The sequence below is a fragment of the Halomonas sp. B23F22_3 genome (assembly GCF_043496965.1).
GTDB lineage: Bacteria > Pseudomonadota > Gammaproteobacteria > Pseudomonadales > Halomonadaceae > Halomonas.
Genome location: NZ_JBIEKG010000001.1, coordinates 104,973 through 121,735 on the forward strand (window position 1 = coordinate 104,973; position 16,763 = coordinate 121,735).

The window sequence follows — 16,763 nt, forward strand, 5'->3', positions numbered from 1 at the left end:
CCTGATGGACGACTGCCCGTGTCACTCGCTCGACTCTTCGCCCTGATCCAGTATCCCCTGCCCCATCATCTGCTCTCGCGGCTGGTGGGCCGGCTCGCCGACTGCCAGCAACCCTGGCTGAAGAATGCCCTGATCCAGGCCTTCATCCGCCGGTTCAAGGTCGACATGGACGAGGCCGCCGAGCCGGACCCGACGGCCTACGCGACCTTCAACGACTTCTTCACCCGCGCCCTCGAGGACGATGCTCGCCCCATCGGCGAAGGCGTGGTCTCCCCCGCCGACGGCACCCTCTCGCAGTTCGGTCCCATCGAGGCCGGCCAGCTGATCCAGGCCAAGGGCCACCGCTTCTCGGCCATGGAACTGCTCGGCGGCGACGGCGAGGCGGCCCGGCGCTACCTGGGCGGCAGCTTCGCCACCGTCTACCTCTCGCCGAGCGACTACCACCGGGTGCACATGCCCGTCGGCGGCACCCTGACCGAGATGGTCTACGTGCCGGGGCGCCTCTTCTCGGTGAACGCCGCCACCACCCACCACGTGCCCAACCTCTTCGCCCGCAACGAGCGGCTGGTGTGTCACTTCGACACCGAGCACGGCCCCATGGTGATGGTGCTGGTGGGGGCGATGATCGTCGCCGCCATCGAGACGGTGTGGGCGGGCCAGATCACCCCCCTGCCCCGCGGCGAGGTGCAGCGCATCCGCTTCGACAGCCCGGTGCGCCTGGAGAAGGGCGAGGAGATGGGGCGCTTCAAGCTCGGCTCCACCGTGGTGATGGGCTTCGCCGAGCAGCTGAACGTCGACGACCTCGCGCCCGAGCAGATGGTGCGCATGGGGCAGTCGCTGGGGCAACTGCCTCACTAGGATCAGGGCTTTATCGGCGGAAAGTCCCGGGGTGCCGGACCATTGCGAAGGCGCTGTAACCCCATCCTTGGGCGCTACCGATGCCATCCATGGCATAGGACCTTCGCTTCGACTTCCCTCCGAGCGCCCTGGCCTTTCAGACTCAGCAGCGGGGCGTGGCGAAGGCCATCACCTCGGCGACGCTCGCCTTGCCCAGCGCCAGCTGAATCAGCCGGTCGAGCCCCAGCGCCACACCGCTGCCGGCCGGCAGGCCACTCTCCAGGGCCGCCAGCAGGCGCTCGTCCACCGCCACCTCGTCAAGCCCGAGGGCGCGCCGGGCGGCGTTGTCCTCGGTGAAGCGCGTGCGCTGCTCCGCGGCGTCGGTGAGCTCGTCGTAGCCGTTGGCGAGCTCAAGCCCGCCGAGGTAGAGCTCGAAGCGCGAGGCGACCCTCGCACCGTCCTCCGGGTCGCGATGGTGGCGCGCCAGGGCGGCCTGGCTGGCGGGATAGTCGACCACCGCGTCGAGCCCGTCGCGCCCCAGGCCCGGCTCGATGACGAAGCTCATCAGCAGATCCAGGCAGCCGTCACGACCGCTGTCGGCCATCGACAGCCCACCCCGCTCGCCGGCCAGCCGGCGCAGCGACTCCAGGGACTCCGTGAAGGGGTCGATGCCCAGCGCCTCGCGAAAGAGCTCGCGGTAGCGGCGCTGGCGCAGCGGGCCCGGCTTATCCCCCGCCCCTCGCCCGAGCACCCGCCCCACCAGCGCGGCGGTCTCCTCGATCAGCGCCTCGAGGCCGAGCCCCGGGCGGTACCACTCCAGCATGGTGAACTCGAGGTTGTGGCGCCGCCCCACCTCGCCGTCGCGGAAGCTGCGCGCCAGCTGGAAGATCGGCCCCGAGCCTGCGGCCAGCAGGCGCTTCATGTGAAATTCCGGCGAGGTCTGCAGCCACAGCCGTTCGCGCCCGGCCGGGGTGGTCGCCTCGGCCGAGAGGGAGGCCAGATGCACCTCGGTGCTGCCGCCGTGGCCGAGCACCGGGGTCTCCACCTCCCACACGTCGCGCTCGGCGAAGAAGGCCCGCACCTCGGCGATCAGCCGCGCGCGTTCGCGCAGGGTCGCGATCTCGGCGCTGGGGCGCCAGTCGTCTGTCATGTCCCGACCTCCAGAACCGACAAGGCCACGCCGCTGGCGTGGCCTTGAAAGGGTGTCAACTCAGCTAAAGCCCTCTCCGAGCGAGGCTCAGACTAGGCAAATCCCGAGTAAGGCGGCGGAGTTTAGCAGCGCTAAATGAGCACGCCGACTCGGGATTCAACGACGTATGAGCGAGCGCAGGAAGGGCCTCTGCTCAGGCGCGGGAGACGTACTCGCCGCTGCGCGTATCCACCTTCAGCACCTCGCCCTCGTTGATGAACAGCGGCACGCGGACCACGGCACCGGAGGAGAGGGTCGCCGGCTTGGAGCCGCCCTGGGCGGTGTCGCCCTTGAGGCCCGGATCGGTCTCGGTGACCTCGAGCTCGATGAAGTTCGGCGCGGTCACGCTGATGGCGTTGTCGTTCCACAGCGTCACGGTGTAGGGCACCTGCTCCTTGAGCCACTTCTCGGTGTCGCCCAGGGCACGCTTCTCGACCGCGTACTGCTCGAAGGAGCCGTCGGTCTTCATGAAGTACCACATGTCGCCGTCGGTGTAGAGATACTCCATCTCCAGCTCCATCACGTCGGCGGCCTCCAGGGAGTCGCCGGACTTGAAGGTGTGCTCCAGGACGCGACCGGTCATCAGGTTGCGCAGCTTGACGCGGTTGAAGGCCTGACCCTTGCCCGGCTTGACGAGCTCGTTCTCGACGATGCTGCACGGATCGCCGTCGAGCATCACCTTCAGACCGCCCTTGAATTCGTTGGTAGAATAGTTGGCCATGATCGCTTATCCATATTCGAGCGTGCCACCGGCCGAGGCCGGCGGCACGCGCAAGCAGATGAAGTGTCACGGGGGCCTCGCCCCCGTACGCATTGACTGGTGTGCCGCATGATAACCCGAAGCAGCGCCCTTTTGCAGCGCCCCGCCCCGGAGACCCAACCCCTCACCGTGCAGGCTCGCTGGCAGACCCAGCTGGCCGGGGCGATTCGCGATCCCCGCGAGCTGTGCCGCCGCCTGGGCCTCGACGAGCGCTGGCACAGTGGCGCCGAGCGCGGCCACGCGCTCTTCAAGGTGCGGGTGCCCGAGGCCTACCTCGCCCGCATCCGCCCCGGCGATCCGTTGGACCCCTTGCTGCGCCAGGTGCTGCCGCTCATGGAGGAGGACCGGCCGGTGGCCGGCTACGTGGCCGACCCCCTGGCCGAGGCCGAGCACACCCCGGCCAAGGGACTGATCCACAAGTACGCCGGCCGGGTGCTACTGATCGCGAGCCCCGCCTGCGCGGTGAACTGCCGCTACTGCTTTCGCCGCCACTTCCCCTACGAGGAGAACGCCCCCTCCCGGGCGCAGTGGGAGGCGAGCCTCGACTACCTCCGGGAAGACACGACGATCCGCGAGGCGATCCTCTCCGGCGGCGACCCCCTGGCGGCGAGCGATCGAAGGCTCGCCTGGCTGGTCGAGCGCCTCGAGGCCATTCCCCACCTCAAGCGGCTGCGCCTCCACACGCGCCTGCCGGTGGTGATTCCCGACCGCATCGACGACGCCCTGCTCGACTGGCTCGGCGGCACGCGGCTGCAGACGGTGATGGTGCTGCACATCAATCACGCGCACGAGATCGACGAGGCGGTGGTGGCGGCCTGCCGGCGCCTGCGCGACGCCGGCGTCACCCTGCTCAACCAGAGCGTGCTGCTGCGCGGCGTGAACGACGACGTCGAGTCGCTGGCCGCGCTCTCCGAGCGGCTCTTCGAGGCGGGCATCCTGCCCTACTACCTGCACGTGCTCGATCCGGTGGCCGGCGCCGCGCACTTCGACGTGAGCGACGACGCGGCCCGCGCCCTTGTTGTAGAACTGCGCGACACGCTGCCGGGCTTCCTGATGCCGCGGCTGGTCCGGGAGATACCCGGCGAGGCCAGCAAGACGCCGCTGTAAACGCCAAGTAGGAGACACAACTAAAAAGCGCGGCCCCGCCAGTCTCTGGCGGGGCCGCGCTTGGTTTGGGTGACTCACCCTGCCGGTATCAGGCCAGCGTCTCGGCAGTGACGTTGGGGGCCGGCGCCTCGGTGGAGAGCTTGCGGTTGATCGCACTCATCACGCCCTTGATGGAGGCGCTGGTGATGCTCTCGTCGGTGCCGACGCCGAACACCGCCTCACCGCCGACGCGCACCTCGACGTAGGCGATCGCCTCGGCGTCGGCGCCCTGGCCGCGGGAGTGCTCGTGGTAGTCGATGATCTCAACGTCGTGACCCTCGGCGGCCAGCGCCTTGACGAAGGCGGCCAGCGGGCCATTGCCCTGCCCCTGGATGATGCGGCGCTCGCCGTACTCCTCGATGGTCGCCTCGAGGCTCACGGTCGGGCTGTCCGGCTCAGAGGACATGCGGTGGCTGATCAGGGCGAAGGGCTCGCGCTGCTCCAGGTACTCGTCGAGGAAGGCCTGGTAGATCATCTGCGAGGTGATCTCCTTGCCCAGCCGGTCGGCGACCTCCTGTACCACCTGGCTGAACTCGATGGAGAGCCGGCGCGGCAGCTCGATGCCGTGCTCCTGCTCGAGCAGGTAGGAGATCCCGCCCTTGCCGGACTGGCTGTTGACGCGGATCACCGCCTCGTAGCTGCGACCGACGTCCAGGGGGTCGATGGGCAGGTAGGGCACCTCCCAGAGGTCGTGCGGGGCCTCGCGGCGCGCGGCCATGCCCTTCTTGATGGCGTCCTGGTGGGAGCCGGAGAAGGCGGTGAACACCAGGTCGCCCACATAGGGGTGGCGCGGGTGCACCGGCAGCTGGTTGCAGTACTCGACCTCGCGCATGATCGGCGTGATGTTCGAGAAGTCGAGCCCCGGGTGCACACCCTGGGTGTAGAGGTTCATGGCCAGGGTGACGAGGTCGACGTTGCCGGTGCGCTCGCCGTTGCCGAACAGGCAGCCCTCGACCCGGTCGGCGCCGCCCATCACCGCGAGCTCGGCGGCGGCCACGCCGGTGCCGCGGTCGTTGTGCGGGTGCACGCTGACGATCAGGTGGTCGCGCTTGGCGACGTGTCGGCAGAACCACTCCACCTGGTCGGCGTAGTTGTTGGGCGTCGCGCACTCCACGGTGGCCGGCAGGTTGACGATCATCGGCGCCTCGACGCTGGCGCCGAAGGTCGCCTCCACGGCATCGACGATCTCCACGGCGAAGTCCATCTCGGTGGTGGAGAAGAGCTCCGGGGAGTACTGGAAGGTCCAGTGCGTCTCCGGCGCCGCCGCCATGTGCTCGCGGATCCGGGTGGTGGCGTCCACGGCGATCTGGATGCACTCGGGCTTGTCGACGTTGAACACCACGCGGCGGAACACCGGGTCGGTGGCGTTGTAGACGTGGACGATGGCGTTCTTCGCGCCCTTCAGCGACTCGAAGGTGCGATCGATCAGGTGCGGGCGGGCCTGGGTGAGCACCTGGATCTGGACGTCGTCCGGCACCTTGTCCTCCTCGATCAGGGCGCGCACGAAGTCGAAGTCGGTCTGGGAGGCCGAGGGGAAGCCGACCTCGATCTGCTTGAAGCCGATCTTGACCAGCAGGTCGAAGAGGCGCTGCTTGCGCTCCTGGTCCATGGGATCGATCAGCGCCTGGTTGCCGTCGCGCAGGTCGACGGCGCACCACTGGGGCGGCGTCTCGATGCGCCGGCTCGGCCACTGGCGGTCGGGCAGGTCGACGGCCACGAAGGGGCGGTACTTGGTAGCGGGGTTATCGAGCATCATGGTGGCGTTCTCCCAGGTAAGCGGCGGCGTTCAGAAACGATTCGTCAGAAACAGCGACGCCCCGTCGGCCAGGGGCGGACGGGGCGTCGTGGATTCGGCGTGGTCGCTCACAACCATACGAGCTGCCTGGCGGCACTCGAGGGCGATGGCAACAACGGCAATGTTCATGGCGCGGATACTGCGGGTGGTGGACATGCTACAACCTCGTTTCGACCGGGACGTGCTCGCTAGCGGCGGGCGAGGCGACGGCGATGCAGACTGCACCGCCCGTCGCGCTCAGCGGCGGGCTAGGGGTAGTCGTAGGTCGAGAACGAGGTGGCGCGATGTCGTGTTCATGCCTCTAGAAGATCAGTCTTCGCCGCGCCTGTCAACTCCACTCCCCTCCTGTCGAGCGCCCAGCGCCGCCTCCATGCGGTCGAGCTGGTCGCGCAGCCCGCGCACGTCGCGGCGCAACCCGTGCAGCTCCGCGGCCTCGCCCTCACCGCTCTCGATCTCCATCTGCACGCTCTCCTTCTGCATCACGTCGAGCACGATGCCGATCATCATGTTGAGGAAGATGAAGGCGGTCAGGAAGATGAAGGTCAGGTAGTAGACCCAGCTCCAGCCATGCAGCTCCTGGGTGGCGTACATCACGTCCGTCCAGTCCTCGAAGGTCGCGATCCGGAACAGGGTCAGCATGGAGATGGCGATGTTGCCCCACAGGCCCTCGTCGACCTCATGAAACAGGAAGCTGCCGAGCGCCGCGTAGATGTAGAAGATGATGAACATCAGCAGCGCCACGTAGCCCATGCGCGGGATCGACTTGACCAGCGCCGCCATCAGCACGCGCAGTTCGGGAATCATCGAGACCAGACGCAGCACCCGGAAGATGCGCAGCAGCCGCGCCAGCAGCACCACTTCCGAATCGTCCAGAGGAATGAGGCTCGCGGTCACGATCAGGAAGTCGAAGACGTTCCAGCCCTGGCGGAAGAAGTCGCGCAGGCGCTTCTCGGCGGCCATGCGGATCAGGATCTCCACCAGGAAGAACACCGTCACCGCCACGTCCATCGCCAGCAGCCACTGCTGGAAGCGGCTGGTCTCCTCGTAGGTCTTGGCGCCGATCAGCAGCGCCGAGAGGATGATGATGGCGATGACCGTCAGCTCGAAGGCCTTGTGGGCGCGCAGGCGCTCGAAGCTCGCCTGCCAGGCCTGGAAGGTCGTGCTCACCGCGTCGTCTCCTCCAGGTCGCCCTGGCGATAGCCGATCAGGTAGAGGACCGCATCGAGCCCCAGGGTGGAGATCGACTGGCGCGCCTGGGCCCTGACCAGCGGCTTGGCGCGAAAGGCGATGCCGAGCCCGGCGGCGGCAAGCATCTTCAGGTCGTTGGCGCCATCACCCACGGCGATGGTCTGCTCCATGGCGAGGCCCTCGCGGGCGGCGATCTCGCGCAGCAGCTCGGCCTTGCGGTCGGCGTCGAGGATCGGCTCGCGCACCTCACCGGTGACCTTGCCGTCCTCGATCAGCAGCTCGTTGGCATGCACCTCGTCGAAGCCGAGGGTCTCCTGCAGATGGCGGGCGAAGTAGGTGAAGCCGCCGGAGAGGATCGCGGTGCGATAGCCCAGGCGCTTGAGATGGCGCATCAGCCGCTCGAGGCCGTCCATCAGCGGGAGCTCCCCGGCGATCTCGGCGAGCACCGCCTCGTCGAGCCCCTTGAGCTTGGCCATGCGCTCGCGGAAGCTCTGCTGGAAGTCCAGCTCGCCACGCATGGCCCGCTCGGTGACCGCCGCCACCTCGTCGCCCACGCCGTGGCGACGCGCCAGCTCGTCGATCACCTCGGTCTGGATCAGGGTCGAATCCATGTCGAAGCAGACCAGGCGGCGGTGGCGACGCCAGATGGAGTCCTCCTGCAGGGCGATGTCCACCCCGTGCATGGCGCCCAGCGCCAGGGCCTTCTCGCGCAGGGCGTCGAGGTCGACCTCCTCGCCGCGCAGCCAGCACTCCACGCAGGCTCCATGCTCGGGCACGCCGCCGTCCAGCGGCTCGCGGCCGGAGAGGCGGTGGATCAGCTCCACGGTCAGGCCGTGCTCGGCGGTGAGCGCGCCCACCTCGGCGAGAATCCCGGCGGGCAGGTGCGGCGCCAGCAGGGTCAGGATCAGCCGCGGCTGACTGGCCGCCGCACTCCAGCGCTGGTAGTCCTCGGCGCTGACCTGGATCGCCTGGATATCGAGCCCCAGGGCATCGCCGGCCGTGGCCAGCGCCCCCTCCAGGTCGCTCTCGTGGGCGAGCCCCACCAGCGCCTCCAGCGATAGGATGCCGAAGGTCACGCTCTGGTTGATGTCCAGCAGGCGGGCGCCGCTGCCTGCCAGCGCCTTGCCCAGCCCGGCCAGCTGGCCGGGGCGCGCCGTGCCGGTGGCGCGGATCAACAGTCGTCTCGTCATGTCACTCTTCCACGTAGAGGCGGTCGACCTTCTGCAGCCCGCGAGGCAGCTTGCTGCCCCGCCGGCCACGCTCACCGCGATAATAGTCCAGGTCGGCGGCCTTGAGAGTCAGCTTGCGCTTGCCGGCATGCACCACCAGGGCGGCGCCGGCCGGCAGCACCACCAGGTCGCGCAGGAACTCCTCGCGACGCGCGGCCCGGGCGCCGGGGATGTCGATCATCTTGTTGCCCTTGCCCTTGGCCATCTCGGGAAGTTGGGCGAGGGGGAAGACCAGCAGACGCCCCTCGTTGGAGACCGCCGCCACGCTGGCCTCCTCCGGCGACGACACCTCCAGCGGCGGCAGCACGTTGCAGCCCTTGGGCACGCTGAGGATCGCCTTGCCGGACTTGTTCTTGCCGGTGAGCTCCTCGAGCCGGGCGACGAAGCCGTAGCCCCCGTCCGAGGCGAGCAGGTAGCGGGTCTCGGGCGGCGCCAGCATCAGGCCCGCCATGTGCGCCCCGGCCACCACGTTGACCCGGCCGGTGACCGGCTCGCCCTGGCCGCGGGCGCTGGGCAGGTTGTGGGCCGACAGGGTGTAGGCGCGGCCGGTGTCGTCGAGCAGCACCAGCGGCTGGTTGGTCTTGCCCCGGACGGCGAGGTGGAAGCGGTCGCCGGCCTTGTAGGAGAGACCGGCGGGATCGATCTCGTGGCCCTTGGCGCTGCGGATCCAGCCCTTCTCGGAGAGCACCACGGTGACCGGATCGGCGCCGACCAGCTCGACCTCGGAGAGCGCCTTCGCCTCCTGGCGCTCGACCAGCGGGGAGCGGCGCGCGTCGCCGTGCGCCTCGCCGGCCTCGCGCAGCTCGGTCTCGATCAGATCGGTGAGCTTGGCCTCGTTGCCGAGCAGCTCCTGCAGGTGCTTGCGCTCGGCCTCTAGGTCATCCTGCTCGCCGCGGATCTTCATCTCCTCGAGCTTGGCGAGGTGGCGCAGGCGCAGCTCGAGGATCGCCTCGGCCTGGCGGTCGCTGAGCCCGAAGGCCTCGATCAGCGCGGCCTTGGGCTCGTCCTCCTCGCGGATGATGCGGATCACCTCGTCGAGGTTGAGGTAGGCGGCCAGCAGGCCCTCGAGGATGTGCAGGCGGTCCTCGACCTTGCCCAGGCGGTGCTCGAGTCGCCGGCGCACCGTGGCGCGCCTGAAGCGCAGCCACTCGCCGAGCAGGTCGGGCAGCGGCATGACCCGGGGCCGGCCGTCCAGGCCGATCACGTTCATGTTGACGCGGATGTTCTTCTCGAGGTCTGTGGTGGCGAACAGGTGCGCCATCAGCGCCTCGATGTCGACGCGGTTGGAGCGCGGCTCGATCACCAGCCGGGTCGGCTCCTCGTGGGTCGACTCGTCGCGCAGGTCGGCCACCATGGGCAGCTTCTTGGCCTGCATCTGGGCGGCGATCTGCTCGAGCACCTTGGCGCCGCTGACCTGGTAGGGCAGCGCGGTGACCACCACGTTGCCCTCCTCGCGCACGTAGCGGCCGCGCAGCTTCACCGAGCCGCGCCCACCCTCGTAGAGCTTTCGCAGGTCGCTGCGCGGCGTGATGATCTCCGCCTCGGTGGGAAAATCCGGGGCCGGCAGGTGCTCGAGCAGGTCGACGGTGGTCGCCTCGGGGTGGCGCAGCAGATGGCAGGTGGCCTCGACCACCTCGCCCACGTTGTGGGGCGGGATGTCGGTGGCCATGCCCACGGCGATGCCGGTGCCGCCGTTGAGCAGCACGTGGGGCAGGCGCGCCGGCAGCACCACCGGCTCGTTCATGGTGCCGTCGAAGTTGGGGGTCCAGTCGACGGTGCCCTGGCCGAGCTCGGCGAGCAGCACCTCGGCGAACTTCGACAGCCGCGCCTCGGTGTAGCGCATGGCGGCGAAGGACTTGGGATCGTCGGGGCTGCCCCAGTTGCCCTGGCCATCGACCAGCGGATAGCGGTAGCTGAACGGCTGGGCCATCAGCACCATCGCCTCGTAGCAGGCGCTGTCGCCGTGGGGATGGAACTTGCCCAGCACGTCGCCAACGGTGCGCGCCGACTTCTTGTACTTGGCGCTGGCCGACAGCGCCAGCTCGCGCATGGCGTAGACGATGCGCCGCTGCACCGGCTTCATGCCGTCGCCGATATGGGGCAGGGCCCGGTCGAGGATGACGTACATCGAGTAGTCGAGGTACGCCTTCTCGGTGTATTCGCGCAGCGAGAGGCGCTCGACGTCGCCCTCCGCCACCTGGATATCCATGGTCATACGGTGTGCCCTTGGTCAGGGTGTCCAGAAATCATTGGCTGCATTACCTCGCGAACGGTCAGGTGCAAACGCTTTTTCAGATGGCGACTTCGCTCGAGGCTATTTCGGCAACAGGTTGGCAAGGAGGCGCTGTAAACCCGTCCCTGGGCGCTACCGACGCCGTCCCTGGCGTAGGACCTCCTCTCTCAACCCGTTCCCGACGCCTCTCGCTCTGTATCACAGCGCTTGTTCGGCTACCGGTGCCGCTCGCCTTGGTGCTTGTGCTCGGTGCTTGTGCTCGCTGCTTGTAGCGTGGCGCTTGGCGCTATACCTCGATATCCGCCAGGTTGCCGTAGTCCTCGAGCCAGCTCTTGCGGTCGGAGGCACGCTTCTTGGCCAGCAGCATGTCCATCATCTCCATGGTGCCGTCGCCGACCTCGCGGGTCAGCTGCACCAGACGGCGGGTCTCGACCGCCATGGTGGTCTCGCGCAGCTGCAGCGGGCTCATCTCGCCCAGGCCCTTGAAGCGCTGCACGTTCACCGTGCCGCGCTTGCCCTCGAGCCTGCGCAGGATGGCGGCCTTCTCGCTCTCGTCCAGGGCGTAGTGCACCTCCTTGCCCAGGTCGATGCGGTAGAGCGGCGGCATGGCCACGAAGACGTGGCCGGCATCGACCAGCGCCGGGAAGTGGCGCACGAAGAGCGCACAGAGCAGCGTGGCGATGTGCAGGCCGTCGGAGTCGGCGTCGGCGAGGATGCAGATCTTGTGATAGCGCAGCTTGGAGAGATCGTCGCTGCCCGGGTCCATGCCCACGGCCACGGCGATGTCGTGCACCTCCTGGGAGCCGTAGATGTCGTGCGACTCCACCTCCCAGGTATTCAGGATCTTGCCGCGCAGCGGCAGGATCGCCTGGCTCTCGCGGTTGCGCGCCTGCTTGGCGCTGCCCCCGGCCGAGTCGCCCTCGACCAGGAAGAGCTCGCTGCCGGCCGGGTCCTGCCCCGAGCAGTCGGCGAGCTTGCCGGGCAGCGCGGGCCCGGAGGTGACCTTCTTGCGCGCCACCTTCTTAGAGCTCTTCTGGCGGCGCTGGGCGGCGCTTATCACGAGCTCGGCCAGCGCCTCGGCCTGGTCGACGTGGTGGTTGAGCCACAGCGAGAAGGCGTCCTTGACCACCCCGGAGACGAAGCCCGCCACGGTGCGCGACGACAGCCGCTCCTTGGTCTGGCCGGCGAACTGGGGGTCGAGCATCTTCACCGAGAGCACGTAGGAGACGCGCTCCCAGAGGTCCTCGGCGGTGAGCTTGACGCCCCGCGGCAGCAGGCTGCGGTACTCGCAGAATTCGCGCAGCGCCTCGAGCAGCCCGGCCCGCAGGCCGTTGACGTGGGTGCCGCCCTGGGGGGTGGGGATCAGGTTGACGTAGCTCTCGAGCAGCGCCTCACCGCCCTCGGGCAGCCACTGGATCGCCCAGTCGACGCCGTGCTCGTCGTCGGCGAAGTGGCCGACGAAGGGCGAGGCCGGCAGCACCTCATAACCGTCGGTGGCCTGGGCCAGGTAGTCGCGCAGGCCGTCGGCGTACTGCCAGACGCTCTGGTTGCCGTCGGGCTCAATCAGGGTGACCTCGAGGCCCGAGCAGAGCACCGCCTTGGCGCGCAGCAGGTGCTTGAGGCGCGACAGGGAGAGCTTCGGGCTGTCGAAGTAGCCCTCCTCGGGCCAGAAGCGCACCAGGGTGCCGCGGGCGCGCTTAGGGGCGCTGCCGATCACCTGCAGGGGGGAGGCCTTCTCGCCGTGCTCGAAGGCCATGCCGTGGCGGCTGCCGTCGCGCAGCACCTCGATCTCCAGGCGCTTGGAGAGCGCATTGACCACCGAGACCCCGACGCCGTGCAGGCCACCGGAGAAGCGATAGCTCGACTGGGAGAACTTCCCGCCGGCGTGCAGCCGGGTCATGATCAGCTCGACCCCGGAGACGCCGTGCTCGGGATGGATGTCGATGGGCATGCCGCGTCCATCGTCGGAGACCTCGACGCCGCCATCCTCGAACAGACGGACGGTGATCGCCCCGGCATGACCGGCCAGCGCCTCATCGACGCTGTTGTCGATGACCTCCTGGACGAGGTGATTGGGCCGCGAGGTATCGGTATACATGCCGGGGCGCTTGCGCACCGGCTCGAGGCCGGAGAGGACCTCGATGGAGCTGGCACTGTATTGCGTCATGCATCACCCAAAGTGGTTACGATCGTTCGTGTCGCCCGGGACGCCGACCGACTCGCGACCGGCGAGCCGCGCCGACGCCAGGGCGTGGCCACCGTGGGCCAGAATCGCCGGCAGATAGTCCGCCAGGGCCGCGAAGCCGTGATCCCCCCGGGGGTGCAGGATGGCTCGCGCCCCCCGGTAGAGGGCGAAGGCCCGCCGAGGATCCAGGGTCTCGTCGGCCGTGCCCAGCAGCAGCAGGTAGCGCTCGGCCGTGACCCGCACGGGCGTCAACGCCTCAAGCTCCTCGAGATGCTCAGGCTCGATGGCGAAGCGCTCGCCGGTGTAGGCGTTGTCGAAGCGCTGGCCGACCCAGTCCGCCACCAGCGTCGCCGGCGCCACCGCCGGATTGATCAGCGCCCCGGGAAGGTCGTGACGCTCGGCGATCAACGTGGCCAAAAAGCCCCCCATGGAGCTGCCCACCACCAGCGGGGCCGACCCCAGCTCGGCGAGCCGCGCCTCGGCCAAGGCCAGGGCGGCCCGCGGCCGGTGCGGCAGCTGCGGCGCGGCGCAGGGCAGCCCGAGCCGCGCGCAGGCCTCGCGCATCAGGCCCGCCTTGGGCGAGCCGCTGCCGCTGTTGAACCCGTGCAGGTAGAGCACCCCGCTGGCCGCCGGCCTCCTCGAGGCGGCCCTCAGCATACCGCAAACCCTGTACATGCAGCCAGTGTCATAGGGAGCCGCGTTCCGCTGCCCAGGCGGCCTCGATCAGGCCCCGGGTGGAGTCGTCCATGGACGCGAGGTCGGCGTGGTGCTCGAGGATCCGCTGCGTCTCGCCGGCGATCTGCTTGCCGAGCTCCACGCCCCACTGATCGAAGGGGTTGATGTCCCAGATGGTCGCCTGGACGAACACCTTGTGCTCGTACAGGGCGATCAGCGCCCCCAGGGTCGCCGGGGTCAGCCGCTCCAGCAGCAGGGTGCTGGAGGGCTGGTTGCCGCGATAGCGCTTGTGCACCGGGCGCGGCCCGTCCTCCTCGATGGCCTCGTCGCCGAGCATCAGCGCACGCGACTGGGCGAAGCAGTTGGCGAGCGTCAGCCGATGCTGGCCCATCAGGTGGTCCCGGGTGGCCGGGTCCTCGACCTCCTCGTAGCGCACCAGCGGGGCGATGAAGTCGCACTCCACGGCCTGGGTGCCCTGGTGGAGCAGCTGGTAGAAGGCGTGCTGGGCGTTGGGGCCGAGCTGGCCCCACAGCACCGGACAGGTGGAGTAGCCGACGGCCTGGCCGTCATGGGTCACCGACTTGCCGTTGGACTCCATCTCCAGCTGCTCGAGATAGGCGGCGAAGTACTCCAGGCGGCCATCGTAGGGCAGGATCGAGTGGGCGCGGACGTCGAGGAAGTTGACGTTCCAGATGCCCGCCAGGGCCAGCAGCACCGGCAGGTTGTCTTCGAGGGGCGCCTCGCGGAAGTGGGTATCCAGGGCGTGGGCGCCAGCGAGCAGCTCGCGGAAGTTTTCCATGCCCACCGCCAGGGCGATGGGCAGGCCGATGCCGCCCCACAGCGAGTAGCGCCCCCCGACCCACTCCCAGAACTCGAGCTGGTGCGCCTCGGCGATGCCCCACTCGTTCATCTTCTCGGGGCTCGCCGAGATGCCGATGAAGTGCTGCTGCATGACGAGGTCGGCGTCGACGCCGGCCTCGTCCAACAGTCGCGCCATCAGCCAGTCGCGGGCGGTGCGCGCGTTGGAGAGGGTATCGATGGTGGTGAAGGACTTCGACGAGAGGACGAAGAGCGTGGTCTCGGGATTGAACCGCGCCAGGTAGTCGGCCAGCTGGGAGCCGTCCATGGTGGAGGCGAAGTGGACGTCGACCTCGTGCACGCCCCGGGGCCGATAGTCGGCCAGGGCGTGGGTCACCATCAGCGGCCCCAGGTCGGAGCCGCCGACGCCCAGATTGACCACGTCGCGGATCGCCTTGCCGGTGGCGCCCCGCCACTGCCCGGCGTGGAAGCGCTCGACCATGGTCTCCATGCGATCCAGGGTGGCGTGCACCGAGGGCACCAGGTCATCGCCCTCTACCACCAGGCTCGCCTCGGCCGGCAGTCGCAGGGCGGTATGCAGTGCCGGACGATCCTCGCTGCGGTTGACCCGCTCGCCGGCGAGCAGGGCGCGGATCGCCTCGGGGACCTTGGCCTCCCGGGCCAGGTCGAGCAGCTTCGACAGGGTCTCGGCGTCCCAGCGCTGCTTGGAGAGGTCCAGGGTCAGGCCCGCTGCCTGACGGGTGAAGGCGGCATGGCGCCCCGACTCGACGGCGAAGAGCTCGCTCAGGTGCGCGGCGCGCATGCCCTCGGCATGGTCGGCCAGGGCCTGCCAGGCACCCTGTTGATCGATAGTGGTGTGGGTCATGGGAGTCTCCTTGACGTCCTGTCGTGCAGCCGATGCGGGCGAAGCGTAGAATAGCGCCCCTTACCCCACGATATCCGGCCTGTTCCATGAGTGACGCATCTTACCGTGACGCGATCTATTCGACACCCCTGGACCGGGTGGCGCGCTTTTCGTTCGACGAGCAGGTCGTCGCCTGCTTTCCCGACATGATTCGCCGCTCGGTGCCGGGCTACGGCCAGATTCTCGGCATGCTGGGCCTGATCGCCGGTCGCCACCTGCGCCACGGCGCCCAGGTCTATGACCTCGGCTGCTCGCTGGGCGCCGCCGGCCTCGCCCTGGCCGGGGCCCTGCCACCGGAGGCCTTCCGCTACACCGGCGTGGACCTCTCCCCGGCCATGGTCACACGGGCCCGGGAGACGCTCGCCGAGGAGTGCCCCGACCACGCCATGGAGGTGCTCGAAGGCGATATCCGCCGGCTGGAGTACGCCCCCGCCGGCATGATCGTGCTCAACTTCACCCTGCAGTTCCTCGCCCCGGAGGATCGCGACGCGGTGATCGCCAGGCTCTATGAGGCCCTGGAGCCCGGCGGGGTGCTGGTGCTCTCGGAGAAGATCCAGGCCGCCGACGAGCAGGAGAACGCCTGGCTGGTGGAGCGCTACCACGACTTCAAGCGTGCCAACGGCTACAGCGAGATGGAGATCAGCCAGAAGCGCACGGCGCTGGAGAACGTGCTGGTACCCGACACCCTGGAGGGCCACCACGCCCGCCTGGCCCGGGCCGGCTTCCCGCGCAGCCAGACCTGGTTCCAGTTCCTCAACTTCGCCTCGCTGATCGCCTTCAAGGACTGCCGCTAAAAGGAGCCCCCCCCGTGCCAATCGCGCCGGAACACCGCGACCTCTACCGCGCCTTCCTCGACCAGGGCCTGGATGCCTGGCTGGCCCGCCTGCCCGACCAGCTGGCCCGGGGACTCGACCGCCAGCGCTTCGGCGACCTGCCGGCCTGGGAGAAGGCCGTGGCCAAGCTCCCCGCGTTGCCCGCGACGCGCCGCGTCGAGCTGGATCGTGACACGGTGAGCGTCGAGGCCGAGCTGAGCGAGAGCCAGCGCCGCCAGGCCGAGAACCTGCTGCGTAAGCTCATGCCCTGGCGCAAGGGGCCCTACTGCCTCGGCGGCGTGCCCATCGACACCGAGTGGCGCTCGGACTGGAAGTGGCAGCGCGTCGCCCCGAATCTGGCGCCGCTCGCTGGCCGCCGGGTGCTCGACGTGGGGGGCGGCAGCGGCTATCACGCCTGGCGCATGGCCGGGGCCGGCGCCGCCTTCGTGCTGGTGATCGACCCCTCGCCGCGCTTCTTCTGGCAGTTTCGGGCGGTGCGTCACTTCGTCGGCGACGCCGACGGCCACCGCACCCACTTCCTGCCGGTGGGCATCGAGGACGTCCCCGAACGGCTCGCCTTCTTCGACACGGTGTTCTCCATGGGCGTGCTCTACCACCGCCCCTCGCCGCTGGAGCACCTCGTGCAGCTCAAGGAGGCCCTGCGACCGGGCGGCGAGCTGGTGCTGGAGACCCTGGTGGTCGAGGGCGAAGCCACCACGGTACTGCTGCCTGGGGAGCGCTACGCCGCCATGCCCAACGTCTACTTCCTGCCCTCCTCCGCCGCGCTCTGCCAGTGGCTCGAACGCTGCGGGTTCGAGAACGTGCGGACAGTGGACGAGGCTGTGACCACCACCGACGAGCAGCGCGCCACCGATTGGATGACCTTCCAGTCGCTGGCCGACTTCCTCGATCCCGACGACCCGACCCGCACCCGGGAGGGCTATCCCGCCCCGCGTCGCGCGGTGGTCATCGCCAACCGGCCGGGCTGATG

General features: G+C 69.1%; 14 protein-coding genes. 4 read left to right on the forward strand and 10 right to left on the reverse strand.

What is annotated here, in order from left to right:
• The first annotated feature begins 18 nt into the window (after window positions 1–18).
• Window positions 19–858, forward strand: coding sequence for an archaetidylserine decarboxylase (asd, locus tag ACGTNG_RS00480; protein WP_394574869.1), 840 nt, complete (start codon window positions 19–21; stop codon window positions 856–858).
• A gap of 142 nt (window positions 859–1,000) precedes the next feature.
• Here asd and epmA read toward each other — a convergent pair whose 3' ends face one another.
• Both epmA and efp read right to left on the reverse strand, forming a co-directional pair.
• Window positions 1,001–1,987, reverse strand: coding sequence for an EF-P lysine aminoacylase EpmA (gene epmA, locus ACGTNG_RS00485; RefSeq protein ID WP_394574870.1), 987 nt, complete (start codon window positions 1,985–1,987; stop codon window positions 1,001–1,003).
• A 193-nt stretch (window positions 1,988–2,180) separates the two neighbouring features.
• Window positions 2,181–2,747: an elongation factor P gene (efp, locus tag ACGTNG_RS00490; protein ID WP_394574871.1), complete on the reverse strand. Its 567-nt coding sequence runs from the start codon at window positions 2,745–2,747 to the stop codon at window positions 2,181–2,183.
• Window positions 2,748–2,855: 108 nt separating this feature from the next.
• Between efp and epmB the strand changes: the two genes are divergently transcribed.
• Entirely contained in the window at window positions 2,856–3,893 is a 1,038-nt protein-coding gene (gene epmB, locus ACGTNG_RS00495) for an EF-P beta-lysylation protein EpmB (protein ID WP_394574872.1), read from the forward strand.
• A gap of 88 nt (window positions 3,894–3,981) precedes the next feature.
• On the opposite strand, the gene leuA is transcribed toward epmB, so the two are convergent.
• The 8 genes from leuA to pgi form a co-directional block, all read right to left on the reverse strand.
• Complete coding sequence (leuA, locus tag ACGTNG_RS00500) at window positions 3,982–5,688, reverse strand: 2-isopropylmalate synthase (RefSeq protein ID WP_394574873.1); 1,707 nt, start codon at window positions 5,686–5,688, stop codon at window positions 3,982–3,984.
• Between the two features lie 30 nt (window positions 5,689–5,718).
• Entirely contained in the window at window positions 5,719–5,883 is a 165-nt protein-coding gene (locus tag ACGTNG_RS00505) for a hypothetical protein (protein WP_394574874.1), read from the reverse strand.
• A 153-nt stretch (window positions 5,884–6,036) separates the two neighbouring features.
• The gene (locus ACGTNG_RS00510) at window positions 6,037–6,894 is read right to left on the reverse strand and encodes an ion transporter (RefSeq protein WP_394574875.1); all 858 of its coding nucleotides are present in this window, start codon (window positions 6,892–6,894) and stop codon (window positions 6,037–6,039) included.
• Window positions 6,891–8,105, reverse strand: a complete 1,215-nt coding sequence (serB, locus tag ACGTNG_RS00515) for a phosphoserine phosphatase SerB (protein WP_394574876.1) — start codon at window positions 8,103–8,105, stop codon at window positions 6,891–6,893. Before serB ends, ACGTNG_RS00510 begins: the two co-directional genes overlap by 4 nt.
• Before the next feature lies 1 nt (window position 8,106).
• Window positions 8,107–10,359 (reverse strand): DNA topoisomerase IV subunit A, encoded by a 2,253-nt coding sequence (parC, locus tag ACGTNG_RS00520; RefSeq protein WP_394574877.1) that lies wholly within the window; start codon window positions 10,357–10,359, stop codon window positions 8,107–8,109.
• 304 nt (window positions 10,360–10,663) lie between these two features.
• The gene (gene parE / locus ACGTNG_RS00525; protein WP_394574878.1) at window positions 10,664–12,544 is read right to left on the reverse strand and encodes a DNA topoisomerase IV subunit B; all 1,881 of its coding nucleotides are present in this window, start codon (window positions 12,542–12,544) and stop codon (window positions 10,664–10,666) included.
• A gap of 3 nt (window positions 12,545–12,547) precedes the next feature.
• On the reverse strand, window positions 12,548–13,219 hold the full coding sequence (locus ACGTNG_RS00530; RefSeq protein ID WP_394574879.1) for a YqiA/YcfP family alpha/beta fold hydrolase: 672 nt from the start codon (window positions 13,217–13,219) through the stop codon (window positions 12,548–12,550).
• A gap of 28 nt (window positions 13,220–13,247) precedes the next feature.
• Window positions 13,248–14,921, reverse strand: a complete 1,674-nt coding sequence (gene pgi / locus ACGTNG_RS00535; protein ID WP_394574880.1) for a glucose-6-phosphate isomerase — start codon at window positions 14,919–14,921, stop codon at window positions 13,248–13,250.
• An 86-nt stretch (window positions 14,922–15,007) separates the two neighbouring features.
• Between pgi and cmoA the strand changes: the two genes are divergently transcribed.
• Both cmoA and cmoB read left to right on the forward strand, forming a co-directional pair.
• The gene (gene cmoA / locus ACGTNG_RS00540; RefSeq protein WP_394574881.1) at window positions 15,008–15,754 is read left to right on the forward strand and encodes a carboxy-S-adenosyl-L-methionine synthase CmoA; all 747 of its coding nucleotides are present in this window, start codon (window positions 15,008–15,010) and stop codon (window positions 15,752–15,754) included.
• Window positions 15,755–15,768: 14 nt separating this feature from the next.
• A complete protein-coding gene (cmoB, locus tag ACGTNG_RS00545; protein WP_394574882.1) occupies window positions 15,769–16,761 on the forward strand; it encodes a tRNA 5-methoxyuridine(34)/uridine 5-oxyacetic acid(34) synthase CmoB in 993 nt (330 codons plus the stop codon).
• The last annotated feature ends 2 nt before the right edge of the window (window positions 16,762–16,763 follow it).

What these genes read in the sequence shown, in the direction of transcription:
- epmA (WP_394574870.1), bottom strand. Translation starts at nt 1,987, where the DNA reads ATGACAGACGACTGGCGCCCCAGCGCCGAGATCGCGACCCTGCGCGAA.
- efp (WP_394574871.1), bottom strand. Translation starts at nt 2,747, where the DNA reads ATGGCCAACTATTCTACCAACGAATTCAAGGGCGGTCTGAAGGTGATG.
- epmB (WP_394574872.1), top strand. Translation starts at nt 2,856, where the DNA reads ATGATAACCCGAAGCAGCGCCCTTTTGCAGCGCCCCGCCCCGGAGACC.
- leuA (WP_394574873.1), bottom strand. Translation starts at nt 5,688, where the DNA reads ATGATGCTCGATAACCCCGCTACCAAGTACCGCCCCTTCGTGGCCGTC.
- ACGTNG_RS00505 (WP_394574874.1), bottom strand. Translation starts at nt 5,883, where the DNA reads ATGTCCACCACCCGCAGTATCCGCGCCATGAACATTGCCGTTGTTGCC.
- serB (WP_394574876.1), bottom strand. Translation starts at nt 8,105, where the DNA reads ATGACGAGACGACTGTTGATCCGCGCCACCGGCACGGCGCGCCCCGGC.
- parC (WP_394574877.1), bottom strand. Translation starts at nt 10,359, where the DNA reads ATGACCATGGATATCCAGGTGGCGGAGGGCGACGTCGAGCGCCTCTCG.
- parE (WP_394574878.1), bottom strand. Translation starts at nt 12,544, where the DNA reads ATGACGCAATACAGTGCCAGCTCCATCGAGGTCCTCTCCGGCCTCGAG.
- ACGTNG_RS00530 (WP_394574879.1), bottom strand. Translation starts at nt 13,219, where the DNA reads ATGCTGAGGGCCGCCTCGAGGAGGCCGGCGGCCAGCGGGGTGCTCTAC.
- pgi (WP_394574880.1), bottom strand. Translation starts at nt 14,921, where the DNA reads ATGACCCACACCACTATCGATCAACAGGGTGCCTGGCAGGCCCTGGCC.
- cmoA (WP_394574881.1), top strand. Translation starts at nt 15,008, where the DNA reads ATGAGTGACGCATCTTACCGTGACGCGATCTATTCGACACCCCTGGAC.